11 protein-coding genes and 1 pseudogene are annotated in these 13,303 nt (G+C 45.8%); 4 read left to right on the forward strand and 8 right to left on the reverse strand.

Translation table 11 applies throughout. The features are described from left to right. Positions 1–35 precede the first annotated feature (35 nt). The 3 genes and pseudogenes from E7745_RS10340 to E7745_RS10350 all read right to left on the reverse strand — a co-directional run. Entirely contained in the window at positions 36–1,157 is a 1,122-nt protein-coding gene (locus E7745_RS10340) for an efflux RND transporter periplasmic adaptor subunit (protein ID WP_136408787.1), read from the reverse strand. 40 nt (positions 1,158–1,197) lie between these two features. Beyond that, positions 1,198–2,613 (reverse strand): efflux transporter outer membrane subunit, encoded by a 1,416-nt coding sequence (locus E7745_RS10345; protein WP_107031464.1) that lies wholly within the window; start codon positions 2,611–2,613, stop codon positions 1,198–1,200. 473 nt (positions 2,614–3,086) lie between these two features. Further along, positions 3,087–3,407, reverse strand: a pseudogene (locus tag E7745_RS10350) (single-stranded DNA-binding protein); the annotation flags it as partial. 137 nt (positions 3,408–3,544) lie between these two features. On the opposite strand from E7745_RS10350, the gene E7745_RS10355 reads away from it, so the two are divergent. The 4 genes from E7745_RS10355 to E7745_RS10370 are packed head-to-tail and all read left to right on the forward strand — an operon-like array spanning position 3,545 to position 7,461. After that, positions 3,545–4,162: a hypothetical protein gene (locus E7745_RS10355; protein WP_136408789.1), complete on the forward strand. Its 618-nt coding sequence runs from the start codon at positions 3,545–3,547 to the stop codon at positions 4,160–4,162. Positions 4,163–4,213: 51 nt separating this feature from the next. Next, positions 4,214–4,852, forward strand: coding sequence for a thymidine kinase (locus tag E7745_RS10360; RefSeq protein ID WP_107031461.1), 639 nt, complete (start codon positions 4,214–4,216; stop codon positions 4,850–4,852). Between the two features lie 45 nt (positions 4,853–4,897). Further along, complete coding sequence (locus E7745_RS10365; RefSeq protein ID WP_107031460.1) at positions 4,898–5,671, forward strand: DUF3108 domain-containing protein; 774 nt, start codon at positions 4,898–4,900, stop codon at positions 5,669–5,671. Between the two features lie 59 nt (positions 5,672–5,730). Further along, positions 5,731–7,461, forward strand: coding sequence for a bifunctional UDP-sugar hydrolase/5'-nucleotidase (locus E7745_RS10370; RefSeq protein ID WP_136409191.1), 1,731 nt, complete (start codon positions 5,731–5,733; stop codon positions 7,459–7,461). Here the strand turns inward: E7745_RS10370 and E7745_RS10375 are convergent. From E7745_RS10375 to gltA, 5 genes are all read right to left on the reverse strand, one after another. Next, a complete protein-coding gene (locus tag E7745_RS10375) occupies positions 7,447–8,292 on the reverse strand; it encodes a VanW family protein (protein ID WP_136408790.1) in 846 nt (281 codons plus the stop codon). The genes E7745_RS10370 and E7745_RS10375 overlap by 15 nt on opposite strands. Before the next feature lie 42 nt (positions 8,293–8,334). Further along, a complete protein-coding gene (locus E7745_RS10380; protein ID WP_136408791.1) occupies positions 8,335–9,177 on the reverse strand; it encodes a histidinol-phosphatase in 843 nt (280 codons plus the stop codon). Between the two features lie 59 nt (positions 9,178–9,236). Continuing rightward, the gene (gene floA, locus E7745_RS10385) at positions 9,237–10,205 is read right to left on the reverse strand and encodes a flotillin-like protein FloA (protein WP_107031457.1); all 969 of its coding nucleotides are present in this window, start codon (positions 10,203–10,205) and stop codon (positions 9,237–9,239) included. A 102-nt stretch (positions 10,206–10,307) separates the two neighbouring features. Continuing rightward, the gene (locus E7745_RS10390; protein WP_136408792.1) at positions 10,308–11,744 is read right to left on the reverse strand and encodes a hypothetical protein; all 1,437 of its coding nucleotides are present in this window, start codon (positions 11,742–11,744) and stop codon (positions 10,308–10,310) included. Between the two features lie 73 nt (positions 11,745–11,817). Then, positions 11,818–13,293 carry an NADPH-dependent glutamate synthase gene (gltA, locus tag E7745_RS10395; RefSeq protein ID WP_107031455.1) on the reverse strand — a complete coding sequence of 492 codons (1,476 nt, stop codon included), beginning with the start codon at positions 13,291–13,293 and terminating at the stop codon, positions 11,818–11,820. Positions 13,294–13,303: the final 10 nt, after the last annotated feature.

The following is a 13,303-nucleotide window of genomic DNA, read 5'->3' on the forward strand; positions in this document are numbered from 1 at the left end:
TGTGCGTTTAGGAAGATTCGGGACTCAGGTTGTGATTATTTTACAGTTACAGGCTTTACTTTCATGCCGTCAGTGACTTTCAGCATGGCCTTTGTCACATAACGGGAATCGGGGGAGATGCCTGAAAGGATCACTCTAAGAGAATCGTGATAGAGCGGACCAATGGATACAGGTGTGTACACGATCTTGTCTGAATCATTGACAACATAGAGATATTTGCCAAGCTGATCTGTGCTCAAAGCAGAGTCCTTTACCAGTATTGCCTTCTTTAATTTCTTATATGGCAGATTGATCTTGACAAACATTCCGGGGCGGAGTTCATCATATTTGTTATCAATCTTACATTGCAACGCGACAGTCCCGGTTGATGTGTCTACCATAGGAGCCATATATGTTAGATCGCCATAATATCTGTAACCGATGGTGTCTGAAAAACTCAGTTCGACATTTTTCAGTTCAGGCATATTCCGGTAATCATTGTTGTGTAGAAGTTCCAGCAATTTTTCGTCTTCAATTGAAAACTGAGCCGTCAGAGTCGAATTATTGTAGAGAGTAGTAAGGATCACCGGACTCCCTTCTCCGTTGATATATGATCCGACATCATAAGAGGCCGATGTAACATAGCCGGATATAGGGGCGATGACTGTGCAGTATCCTAAGTTTGTCGTGGCGGTCTCCAATGCAGCCTGTGCATTTTTTATATCTGCTTCTGCCTGTCTTAAGTCACTTTCGGCCTGAATGACTTCCATTTTAGAAACCGCATCACTTTCCAGCGCTTTCTTTACTGCATCGTAGTGGCTTTGGGCATAGTCTTTGGAACTTTTTGCCGTAGCGAGTTCAGCCTGCGCCTGCTGCACGGCATCGCGATATTTGCTGGCTTCTATGCGAAAGAGCACAGACCCTTTATTGACGTATTGCCCATTGCTGAAATTTTTGCTAAGCAACTGTCCGCTGACACGACCCACGACATCGACTTTGGCCTCAGGAGTGAAATATCCTGGATAAGTATTGGTCAGAGTCACAGAATCAGTTTCAGGGAATGCCACATCAACTGTTTCCTCAGCATCTTCGTAATTATGGCTATGACTCTTGCTGCAAGATGAAACCAGCATGGTGGCTATAAGGAGTATGCCTGATGATATAAACTTTGTATTCATGTCTTTCGTCTGGTTTTGCGTTTATGGATTATGTTGCGTGTTATTGGGCTGTGATGGAGCCTCCTAATGCTTTGTAAAGATTGATCAGTGACACAAGAGCATCCCCACGGGCTGTTATGAGGGAGTTGGCATATGTCAGTGTATTAATCTGAGCATCTACCACATTGGTGAATGGGGTAAGCCCCTGTTTGTAGAGACTGACTGACAGGTCAAACGATTCTGTGCTTTGTTTCAGACCGTTGGAGTTGCTGTCCATTGTCTGCAGTGAGGCAAGGTATGAACTCATTGCGTTGTCAACTTCATTGACAGCAGTCAGTACAGTCAGGTTGTAATTGTCAATCCCTTCTTCAAGTTGCTCTTTAGCTTCTTGAACTGCATATTTTCTACTGAAGCCATCAAATAGAGTCCATGAAAGGGTAGGAGTGATGGAATATTCAACACTGTTTTTGCCGAAAAGGTCTTTTGCGTTATGAGCGGCAACACCGATTGTGCCTTCCAATGACAGATTGGGGAGATAGTCCTTTTTGGCAATTCCGATTCGGGTTGCATATGACTCAAGCTGAGCTTCGGCCGCTATGATGTCCGGTCTCCTGCGGAGCAGATCTGCGGGAATTCCGGTTGCGACCAAATGGCGATATTGAGGAGGAATGAAAGCTGCTGACAATCGTGGCCGGATGGCATCAGGATAGACACCTAACAAAACAGCAAGCGCGTTGACAGCTTCGTTTAGCGAAGTCTCAAGTTGTGGAATCTGTGCTTCAGTTGAGTAATATACGCTCTCTGCTTGGGTTACATCAAGTTTGGACACAAGGCCTGCTTCAAAACGTGCTTTTGCAATTTCCACTACTTTTGCCTGAGAGGCAAGATGCTCTTTCGTGACAAATATTTTCTCCTGAAATGTCCTCATATTCATATAATAAGTGGCTATGTTGGCGGCGATACTCAACATGGCCCCGTCAAAATCGGCTTTACTTACTTTCAGCAGGCTTTTTTTATCTTTCACTTGAGATGCTATTTTCCCGAATAGATCAATTTCCCAGTTCATCTTAGCTCCAAGCGAAAAATGGCTTGATGTCGATGATGGAACTGAAGATCCTGAAATCGCACCGGCGTTTCGGCTATAGTTATAAGCTCCGCTCAGACCGACAGTCGGATAATAGCCTGACATAGCCTGACGGACTTGTATATTTGCCACGTTGATGCGCTTCACCGCCATACTGACATTGTAATTGTTTTTCAGACCTTCATCAATAAGCGAATCAAGCAGTAGATCGTCAAAGTTTAGCCACCAGTCAGTATCCTCCGGCGGTTCAGATGCAGTGACAGATGTAGAATAATTCCAGCTTGCAGGCATATTCTCATTCAAATAGCCTGTGCTGTTATCCTTTGCGGAAATTCGTGTTGAAGCGCATCCGATTCCACTCAAAATAGTTAAAGCGTAAAATATTTTTCTCATAGTCAAAAATAGTTGAAATTATAACATCCACTATCTGAAAAGGGTTTATTGATTTCAACTTATGACATAAAGAAATAGAATCGGTATTACATGTAATTAACTTTTGTGTGCATTAATGTTGCCCATGCGTGCATTTACCTTTGCCTTTGTAAAAAAACAATAGGCTTATGAGAACAACTAATCCAATTAACTCCACTGACAGACTCTATCTCACAGTCATGATTGGGCGCAGAACATTGGCTACACTTAGCGTCAGTGGAGTCAGTAGCCTCACTGAAGTCTATCGTCATGTATTGAACACAGCTCAGGGGCATAAGGGAGTCATGACATTATATTTGCGCAATAGCACCCAAGGGTGGGTGCAGCAACACACAATGGTCATTAATAATAATCCATCCGCACCCCACAAAGAGCAGCCTGCTGCCAGCTCTTCGTCATACCCGTCTCTGTTCGATCAGGGACTATTTGAATCCTAACAATTCAAAATTGTCCACATATATCTCGGTCACATTACGTTTGATGGCGTTACGGTCTTCCCAGATCCGATAACGAATTTTGCCCTCCACATAAAGACGTGACCCTTTGCGGATATACTTCTCTGCGAATTCAGCAGCTCCATCCCACATGACGATACTGTGCCATTCGGTGCGTTCCGGGACTTTTGATCCGTCAGGCAGTGTGCGCTCCCGTTCGTTTGTCGCCATTCGGAACGAAGCGATAGGCCTCGTCTCAATATAACGTATTTCAGGATCTGTCCCGACATTGCCTATTAATATGACTTTATTGACGCTCACGTTTTCTTCGGATTTTTGTTAGACAATGGCAAAATTAATCATTTTTTAGCGTATATGAAACAAATTTTAACCCCTGTGCGTTTATGTATATGACATAAATAATCTAAATAGTTTCTCAAAACACAAAGATGTATAATATGAAAGGTCTGATTTACGGATTGACACTTTTAGGAGCTTTTTCAATGGTTTCATGTGACGAAACAGCCCGACTGGCAAAAGAACTGCCTGGCAGCTGGGCCGGGACTCCGGAAAATTTCACTGATAATGCATCGGTGACGGCTACGATCATTGAGACAATTGATATTTCCTCAAACCCGGATATGATGCCAAAAGGTGTACATGGCGGCACTTTGACTATTGCCGGGATGCTTTCGGCTAATACTCAGATTGTGGGGCAGCCTGGATTCGTCGAACCACTTGGGCTGACTGTAAGCGGTCGTTCTACAATTAGCGGCACCTGGACTGTGATTGATGACGATGAAGTAGCTGTAAGCCTTGATCCGTCGACCTTGACTGTCAGTGTCGATCCGGACGCAGTAGTGGTAAATGGAGTTATTACTGAAATGAACGGGCCCCGCGTGGATTCAATCAAACCGTCGGTCGCTTCGGCTATCGGACAAAGTCTTAAAATGGCTCTTGTAAACCGTTATTCTGCTATCCGGAAACTGGACGATGTGAAAATCAAAGGGCCGTTGATGAAATTTGAAATAGGCGATACCAATTACGTCTTTACCCGTCAGAGTGCTGCTCAATAAGAAAATTTGCTTATCTTTGCCTGACAATTCAATCTAAAATACACCCTTTGAATGAACAGGAAAGGCAAACTATATTTTCGATACGGCACAATGGGCTCTGCCAAGACTGCTCTGTTGCTGACCACAGCCTATAATTTTGAGGAGAGAAAGATGAAATATGTCTGCCTCAAGCCGGTTGTCGACACCCGTGATCTTACAAACGTTATAAAATCGCGCATTGGAATCCAGCGTGAATGCAAGTGGATCTATCACGAGACAGATCTCTATGAACTCGCTCAGAGTCTTTTTGAGGAGTCTATGGCAGTTATTGACTGGTTTCTGGTTGATGAAGCCCAGTTTCTGACCACAGCGCAGGTCGACCAGCTCTCAAGAGTCGTAGATGACTTTGGCAGTAATGTCATCTGTTATGGGCTTCGTACAGATTTTCAGAGCCACCTTTTCGAAGGGTCGCGCAGACTGTTTGAGATTGCCGATACGATAGATGAGGTAAAATCCACATGCACTTGTGGCCGTAAAACAATTATAAATGCCCGCATAGACCGCAACGGAGATTTTGTTGAAGAAGGAGAACAGGTCGAAATAGGCGGTGATGACAGATATATCGCTGTATGTCGCAAATGTTGGCGCAACAAGAGGATAGAACAGTCCTATCGCTCCATACTTCCGTTCAGGGAGTTGGCCAAAGACTGAAATTCGGGGCCGCAAAAAAGCCTCCTAAACACACTCTGATTTATCATGAAACTGAAACTGATTTCACTGCTGGTAGCTTTTGCAGGACTTGTGCCGGTGGCACAAGCGGCCAATCCGGTTTCTTTGGTTGATGAGACCCTGACGTATGATGTGATTTACAAATGGGGCTTTATAAACAAAGTCGCGGGATATGCCACTATGTCACTTCGTAATGACGGAGATCTCTATCGTGCTTCGGTCTTTGCCGAGAACGCTCCTTGGGCCAACAGCATCTATATGCTGAGAGACACATTGTACTCTACTATGACAAAAGACGGATATTTTCCGGTGTCATATACTTACATAGCGCATGAAAATGGAAAATATAAAAAAGACGTATTGAAATTCTCGCATACAGGAAATACATTTTCAGCAGAAGCAGTCAGGTATAAAAAGCCGGGGAAAGGGAAGCCGATGACAAGTTCAACACTTCATCTTGAAGCCCAGGGAATGACAGTTGACATGCTGAGCTCGTTCTTTTATCTGCGCACTCTCGATTTTCCTAACATGAAGAAAGGACAGAGCGTCACTGTCAATATTTTTTCAGGCTCTAAGAAAGAAAAACTGAAAATAACTTATATGGGAACCCAGACCATTTCTCTCAATGGTGGCAAATTCCCTACTTACTATATAAACTTCACTTTTACACGTAAGGGTGTAGAAAGTTCAGCTCCCATTTCTGGATGGATCTCCACTGATGGGCAACGCATACCGCTCAAGGTGGAAGGGTCACTCCCTGTAGGCAAAGTCCGTGCACTTTACACAGGTCCCAATCCCTGACAAATATGCTCTATTTGTGGCAATAAAAGATATTGGTTTTGAAAAAGACATTATTGGCAATGACAATTGCATCGCAGCTCCTCTCCGCAGCATCGGTTTCGGCAGAGGAGCTTACATATAAGATCGTAGCGACAACCGATGTTCATGGTAACTTTTTTCCGTATAATTTCATTACGCGCACACCGGGAGAAGGCTCCATTGCCAAAGTGGCTTCAAGAGTCCGCTGTCTGCGAGATTCCATCGGTAGTGATCATGTCATACTTCTGGACAACGGAGATATCCTGCAAGGACAGCCGACGGCCTACTATTATAATTTCATAGCCACTGACAGACCACATCCCGTGGCGATGATGCTGAAATCTCTTGGCTATGATGCCGAAACAATTGGCAACCATGACGTAGAGGCCGGTCACGCCGTATATGACCGTTATAAAAATGATCTTGGCCAAATACCACTGCTCGGAGCGAATGTCATAGACATCGCCACCGGTAAGCCTTACTTCAAACCATATCATGTCATAGAGCGTGATGGGATCAAGATTGTAGTGTTCGGACTTCTTACTCCGGCCATCCCTGCGTGGCTCCCTGAAAATCTCTGGAGCGGTCTGAAATTTGAGGATATGGTGGAATCCGCTGCCAGATGGATTCCTGTCATAAAGGTAAAAGAGGCTCCTGATCTAATCGTCGGACTTTTCCACTCCGGTCATGATTCTTCGAAAAAGACCGGTGACTGGATTGAAAACGCTTCTTTGAAAGTAGCAGAAGAAGTGCCGGGTTTTGATATTATATTTATGGGCCATGATCATCAGGTCTATAATTCGGAACAGGTGGCCGATAGCGATGGAAAGTCACCTCTGGTTCTCAATCCCGCCAATAATGCCGTGAATCTGGCCGAAGCAGAGGTTAAATTTACTCTTGACGGCAGAGGGAAGGTATTGGGCAAAAAAATAAGTGGCCGGATTGTCCCGCTTACAGATCTGACTCCTGATTCAGTTTTCATGACTGAATTCAGCAATGTCAAAGAGGAAATTGACAGCTTTGTAAACAGAAAGATAGGTGTTGCCACCGGCGATTTTTCTGTGAGAGATGCATACTTCGGGCCTTCTGCATTTATGGACCTTCTGCATGATCTTCAGCTTGAAATCAGTGGTGCTGACATTTCTTTTGCCGCTCCATTGTCTTTTGATGCGGTTATCTGCAAAGGAGATCTTCATATGAGCGACATGTTTACATTGTACAAATATGAGAATATGCTCTATACAATGGCCATGACAGGTCGGGAGATCAAAAACTATCTTGAGATGAGCTATTCGCTTTGGACATCAGAGATGGCCGATCCGGAAGATCATTTGTTGCTTTTTACAAAAGAGGAGACATCTCCGGCAAAGGGCGATTACGCAAAATTGCAGAATCCTGCCTACAATTTTGATTCTGCCGCCGGCATAATTTATGATGTAGATGTGACCAAGCCACAGGGTGATAAGATTATTATAAAGTCGATGGCTGATGGTAGTCCGTTTGACTTTGACAAAGTATATAAGGTTGCCGTCAATTCCTATCGAGGCAATGGCGGAGGAGATCTGCTGACGAAGGGGGCCGGCATACATCATGAAGATCTGAAATCGCGCATTCTCAAATCTACAGACAAGGACCTGCGTTACTATCTGATAAAACTTCTTGAACAGCGCGGGTCAATAACTCCGAAAATTACATCAGGCTGGAAGTTCATCCCTGAAGAATTGGCCGGACCTGCCGCACGGAAAGACCGCACTGTTTTATTCCCGGATTGATGAAGGTGCGGTTTTTCGGATCTCAAGACCGGAAGTGTCATACATGACCCGCGCATGATTCGTCCGGATAGTTTCCTCATGAATGCAGACACCGCTTCTCTTCTCGATCTTTTTTCGAATCACAGTTCCGTTCTTGAAAACAATGCCATCTTCTTTGGAGAAGAATTCGTTCTCAGCGCAGATATGATATGCCGATTTCTGTTCTTTACTGGCCCTGAGTTCGCCCTGGAGGTATTCTCCATCCGTATATACAAGCAGTTGATATACATTGTCTGTATCATTCCGGAATCTGTAGTCAAGATAATTGTAGACTATACTCGTTTCAGTACCAAACGGTATTTGCCGCTTGTAGTCAGGGAATAGATCAAAGCCGTCATGATGGTGATGCTCCACAATGGTGAGATCCGAATGCAACACCATCCAGTGGATAAGGTTTGTAAACTGGCAGTGTCCGCAACCTATACCTGTTGACGGTTTATTATTTGAAATTGTAAGCCCCACTTTATACTCGTGTCGGGCTGTGTCAGGACCGATGAGATGCCAGAAAGAAAATGGCTCTCCGGGGCGGATTAGGATTCCGTTCACTTTGGGTGCGGAAAGAGCCAGATTGACCGCTTTATTTTCTTGCAACTCCAAGTCTGTATTCCCTAATCTTCTTCGGATGAGGGACGCGTGTTTGTAGATCATGACCGGGAGCTTTTCATAGCTCTTTATTCTTGCAAATCGCTGTCTGCTCAGAGCGTCCTTTATCTTGCGCAGAAAGATGTTCTTCTTGACTGAAATTTGATATGTAAGAGGCGATATTTCACAAAATAGTTTCCGTTTTCCCATGAAGCATTAGAGTGTGTGTAAGGTTCTTTGTCGTTTTACTGGTCATGAATCGATAATTTGGAACGCAGCTTCTCGCCCGGCACTGATTCGCTCAGGATAATGAGCATCACTGTTGATTGCAACTGGTATTCCGGCGGAGACGAGTTTTCTTATTGTGTCAGGTGATGGGAATAATCGTGGGGCGTATGTGGCAATCTGGCTTGGAGCAGCCCCGACCGGAGCTTCCCATGCTTTGGTATTCACTTCTGCTATAATCCCCTTGGCTGCGATTGCGTCGATAACATTGTCGAGATGTTTCTGATACCAGCGTTCCAATTCTATGCCAGGCTTGAAATGTGAAGCATTGAAGCCGATCTTGTCGAAATGCCCGATAATGTCAAAGCCTCCGGCTTCTATCATCTCAAGAGTGCGCTCATAGAATTTGTCAACCACATAGCGGATATCATTGTCAAAATATTTGCTCATTTTGTCAAGAAAATTCTCCGGGCGCCCATCGACATCAATCATCGTTTCTCCGTCAGCAACCGGTATGAAGTGGATTGAACTAAGCTTGTAGTCAAGAGGAAGCGAGGAAAAATAGTCATGTGAAGCACCCCAGGCCTCTCCCAGATAATCAATTTCCATGGAAAGATACAGATTGATCCTGCCGCGATATTCTTCCTTAAGTCGGTTGAATTCAGAGATATATTCCTCAACCTGTGATTGCTCCATATTGCATGGAGAATGGAAAGGAATTGGAGAGTGAGGGGTGAAGCCATAGTGCTTATAGCCTGCTTTCACAGCCGCATCTGCGAAGCGCGCCATATCGGCGCGCCCATCGCAGAATTGAGTGTGTGAATGCAGGTTATAAGATCTCGTTGATGAGATGATTTCCTTAACGGTCATATCGGCTATAATATGGTATACTTTTCAGGTCTGAGCATTGGCAATGCTCGTAGGATGTTTTACTTAGCAGTGGGAGGATTGGCTATGTTCTGTCGCATGTTCGTGTCTGATTCGATATTCTTCATGCGGTAATAGTCCATGATGCCAAGATTCCCTGAAAGAAATGCTTGAGCCATTGCCCGTGGCAACTCGGCTTCAGCTTCAATTACTTTCGCGCGGGCTTCCTGGGCTTTTGCCCGCATCTCCTGTTCGAGAGCTATAGCCATAGCTCGACGTTCCTCGGCCTTGGCCTGGGCAATGCTTTTATCAGCCTGTGCCTGGTCAATTTGAAGAGCCGCTCCAATGTTTTTGCCTATGTCAATGTCTGCTATGTCAATAGAGAGAATCTCAAAAGCAGTACCGGAGTCAAGCCCCTTACGCAATACGAGTTTGGAAATATTGTCAGGATTTTCAAGTACTTGCTTGTGACTTTCAGATGAGCCGATAGAAGAGACAATACCTTCGCCTACACGGGCGAGCACGGTGTCTTCTCCTGCTCCGCCTACAAGCTGCCGGATATTGGCGCGCACTGTTACGCGGGCTATGGCAATGAGCTGGATGCCGTCTTTAGCAACTGCTGTGACGTGAGGAGTTTCAATGACTTTAGGATTCACTGACATCTGTACGGCCTGAAATACGTCTCGGCCGGCAAGATCTATAGCTGTCGCCATTTTGAAGCCAAGATCAATATTTGCTTTTGATGCCGACACCAAGGCATGGACTACCTTCTCTACATTGCCTCCGGCAAGATAGTGGGCTTCAAGATCATCCCGTGACACATCGTTAAGACCAGCCTTGTGAGCTTCGATCAAGGCCCGGACGATGACTGATGCAGGCACTTTTCGTATGCGCATCAGAAAAAGCTGCATCAGTGAGATTCGTACACCGCTGACACGAGCTGAAATCCACAGAAAGAATGGAACATAATAGAAGAAAATGCAGATAATGATCACCAGTGCGATCAGAATCAAAATCAGGGTTACTTCCATAAGCGGTCGGTTTGATTGGTTAGAGAGTAATTTGTTTCAGTAGCGGATTCTTTGGCTTGTGCTGACACAATCATTTGGGAATGTCTGTTGCTTAGACAAGTCTTAGTCCATCACAGCCGTGATAATGCTGTTTTTTATTCTTTTCAGCTCTGCACGGCGGTGATCAAGCCCATTTTCAAGAGTCAGAATTTCATGCTCGACGCTTCTGTCGCCCGCAGCATATGCCTTTCTGAGTTCGGCGAGATGGGCCACGGCATCATCGTAGGCTTTCTGCTCGTCCAGATACTGTCTCATCGCTTCGCGTGCCATGCCGGAGGCGAGATCAGACACTGAAGTTATGATTTTGCCGTTTGGTAATGCAAATTCAAACCTGCGGTTGCTGCCTGATGTTTTTGATAATTCCAGTGATGCGATTTTGTCTCTGAATTTAGAATAATCTCTATCCGGATTCTGAGTCATGCCGATTGATGTGACTTTTGCGTAATCGGCCAGATTTGGGGTGTCTACCGGATAATTGATTCGTAGATCCTGAGGAATGAAGGTGTAGATTGTAACTGAATCTTTCAGCCCGTTTCGGTCTGTGGCCCACCATCCGGCACCGGTCTGCTCGTCTATGGCATACATATAGTCATTGTAAGGCGAGTTGTACGGCATACCGATATTAGATGGTTGCAGAAATCCGTCCTCATCACGGCGTGAAATGAAGATATCCAGATCACCCAATGAATTCTCTCCATCAGCGGCGAAATAGAGAGTTATCCCATCGGCCATCAGGAAGGGGTAACCGACCCAGCTGCCGTTTGAATTGCTGAAAATGGATTTATAATCAAACAAAGCCGCCGGGTTATCCCAGCTTCCGTCGGCCAGGCGGTAAGATTCAAACATTTTCGATTCGCCGTCATTTGCTGATCCATACCAGATCATATCCTCTCCGGATTCCGAAATATATGCAGGAGCCCATAAGCCTGAGATTGATTCAGAATCAAGATACTCTTTCGGGACAATACTCTCGATTTCAAATTCATCAGCCAGTCGGCCGGCGCTCTTGGCAAGTTTGATAAATTTGAAAAATTGATCAGCCGGAACGTTTATACTGTCTACAATCTGGATTTTTTCCACACGGTCAAGCATACTGCGTCCGAGATCTATCCTTGAACGCAGATAGTCAGTCCAGTCAAGAGTTTCATCTCCGTTGCCGTAAGAAAATCCCATATCTTTGGCGGCTTCGTTTTTTGTCCGTTTGGCCAGATATTTGTCAAGATATTCATCGGCTTTGTCAAAATCATATAGGTAGAAGTAACTCTCTGCAATGCCAAGATTACCGGAGTTGCCACCTTTTAGATAGAATGGAATAGCTTCCTGAAAACGGCCGGCATCTTTCAGCAGATCTGCTGCTTTCAGATTTGCTGCCTGATTTCTTGGTGCGTCCTTGGCTGCACTGATAGCCGCCGAAATTTCAGTATTGTCATCCCCTCGGAGCGGGGTTGCCGCTCCGAGTAAGGCTGAAAGGATAACTATATTTTTTAATAGTTTAGTCATATGGTCAGTATATGAAATTCGGTTTGGATGCCCAAATTTAGTAAAATTCGGGCAGATACGCAAACCTCTGTCGTCAGTCTTGTCCGGACAGGGCCTTGTCCATAGCAGCTGCAGCCCGTCGTCCATCGCCCATCGCGAGGATGACTGTCGCACCGCCGCGTACTATATCTCCTCCGGCATATATGTCGTTCAATGATGACTGCATAGTCTCTTCATTGACCACAATTGTGCCTCGACGGGAAATCTCAAGTTCTGGAATCGCATGGGGAATAAGCGGGTTGGGGGAGACTCCGACGCTGACAATCACGAGGTCCACTTCGATTTCGTCAATGGCTCCTTCTATCGGCACCGGTGACCGCCGGCCTGATGCGTCAGGTTCGCCAAGCTCCATGCGCTGCACTCTCATGGCCCGGACGCGGCCTTTGTCATCTGAGAGATATTCCACCGGGTTGCAGAGGGTAATGAATTCTACACCCTCTTCCTGAGCATGGTGTACTTCTTCAACGCGGGCCGGCATTTCTTCAAGGCTTCGGCGATAGACAATCATTGCTTTCTCAGACCCTTGGCGGAGAGCTGTGCGCACAGAATCCATTGCTGTGTTTCCGCCGCCTACCACAGCCACCCGATTGCCTTTCAGCACCGGTGTGTCTTCGCCGGGACGCCCGGCACCCATGAGGTTGATACGTGTAAGATATTCGTTCGACGACATGATGCCGATAAGGTTCTCTCCTGGAATACCCATAAATCGGGGGAGCCCGGCTCCTGATGCCACAAAAATCCCATCGAACCCTAACTCGTGGAGTTGGTCGTAAGAGATTGTCTTCCCGATCACACAGTCTTTGACAAAATCCACTCCTTCAGCGCGGAGAGCATCGATCTCGGCTTCAACAACTGAATTCGGCAGACGGAATTCAGGAATGCCATATTTCAAAACCCCGCCAATTTCATGGAGCGCTTCATAAACTATGACTTCATAGCCTTTTTTGATCATGTCTCCGGCAAATGACAGTCCGGCAGGTCCGGAACCGACCACGGCTATTTTCCGGCCGTTTCTTGCGACTGATGAATCACCATTCGGCTTGATGCCGTTTGCCTGATTGTTCATGCGTTCGAAATCAGCTGCAAAGCGTTCAAGATAACCGATTGCCACGGGCGCCTTTTTCATCTTATTATATATGCAGCGTGATTCACACTGCTTTTCCTGCGGGCAGACACGTCCGCAGACCGCAGGCAGTGCACTGGTCTGTTTCAGAACCGCTGCGGCAGCAAGAAACTCTCCGCGTTCGATATTCTTTATAAACGACGGGATATTGATAGATACCGGACATCCGTGGATGCACTGCGGATCGGGGCAGTCAAGGCATCTTGTGGCCTCGATAATTGCCTGCTCGGCTGAAAGACCTTGGTTTACTTCATGGTTGCACGTGATACGATAGGCTGCGTTCAGCTGAGGCATTATGGTGCGAGGTATTGATGAACGCTGTTTTGCGCTTAATGAATTGCGCTGTTCTTCACGCCACTTTGCATCGCGGCTTGTATTCTGATCCATTTCTGAATAA

It is taken from the genome of Duncaniella sp. C9, assembly GCF_004803935.1.
Classification (GTDB): domain Bacteria; phylum Bacteroidota; class Bacteroidia; order Bacteroidales; family Muribaculaceae; genus Duncaniella; species Duncaniella muris.

Coding starts and splice junctions, on each gene's coding strand:
- E7745_RS10365 (WP_107031460.1), top strand. CDS start 4,898: ATGAAACTGAAACTGATTTCACTGCTGGTAGCTTTTGCAGGACTTGTG.
- E7745_RS10390 (WP_136408792.1), bottom strand. CDS start 11,744: ATGACTAAACTATTAAAAAATATAGTTATCCTTTCAGCCTTACTCGGA.
- E7745_RS10375 (WP_136408790.1), bottom strand. CDS start 8,292: ATGGGAAAACGGAAACTATTTTGTGAAATATCGCCTCTTACATATCAA.
- E7745_RS10360 (WP_107031461.1), top strand. CDS start 4,214: ATGAACAGGAAAGGCAAACTATATTTTCGATACGGCACAATGGGCTCT.
- E7745_RS10345 (WP_107031464.1), bottom strand. CDS start 2,613: ATGAGAAAAATATTTTACGCTTTAACTATTTTGAGTGGAATCGGATGC.
- E7745_RS10340 (WP_136408787.1), bottom strand. CDS start 1,157: ATGAATACAAAGTTTATATCATCAGGCATACTCCTTATAGCCACCATG.
- E7745_RS10380 (WP_136408791.1), bottom strand. CDS start 9,177: ATGACCGTTAAGGAAATCATCTCATCAACGAGATCTTATAACCTGCAT.
- E7745_RS10370 (WP_136409191.1), top strand. CDS start 5,731: ATGACAATTGCATCGCAGCTCCTCTCCGCAGCATCGGTTTCGGCAGAG.
- gltA (WP_107031455.1), bottom strand. CDS start 13,293: ATGGATCAGAATACAAGCCGCGATGCAAAGTGGCGTGAAGAACAGCGC.
- floA (WP_107031457.1), bottom strand. CDS start 10,205: ATGGAAGTAACCCTGATTTTGATTCTGATCGCACTGGTGATCATTATC.
- E7745_RS10355 (WP_136408789.1), top strand. CDS start 3,545: ATGAAAGGTCTGATTTACGGATTGACACTTTTAGGAGCTTTTTCAATG.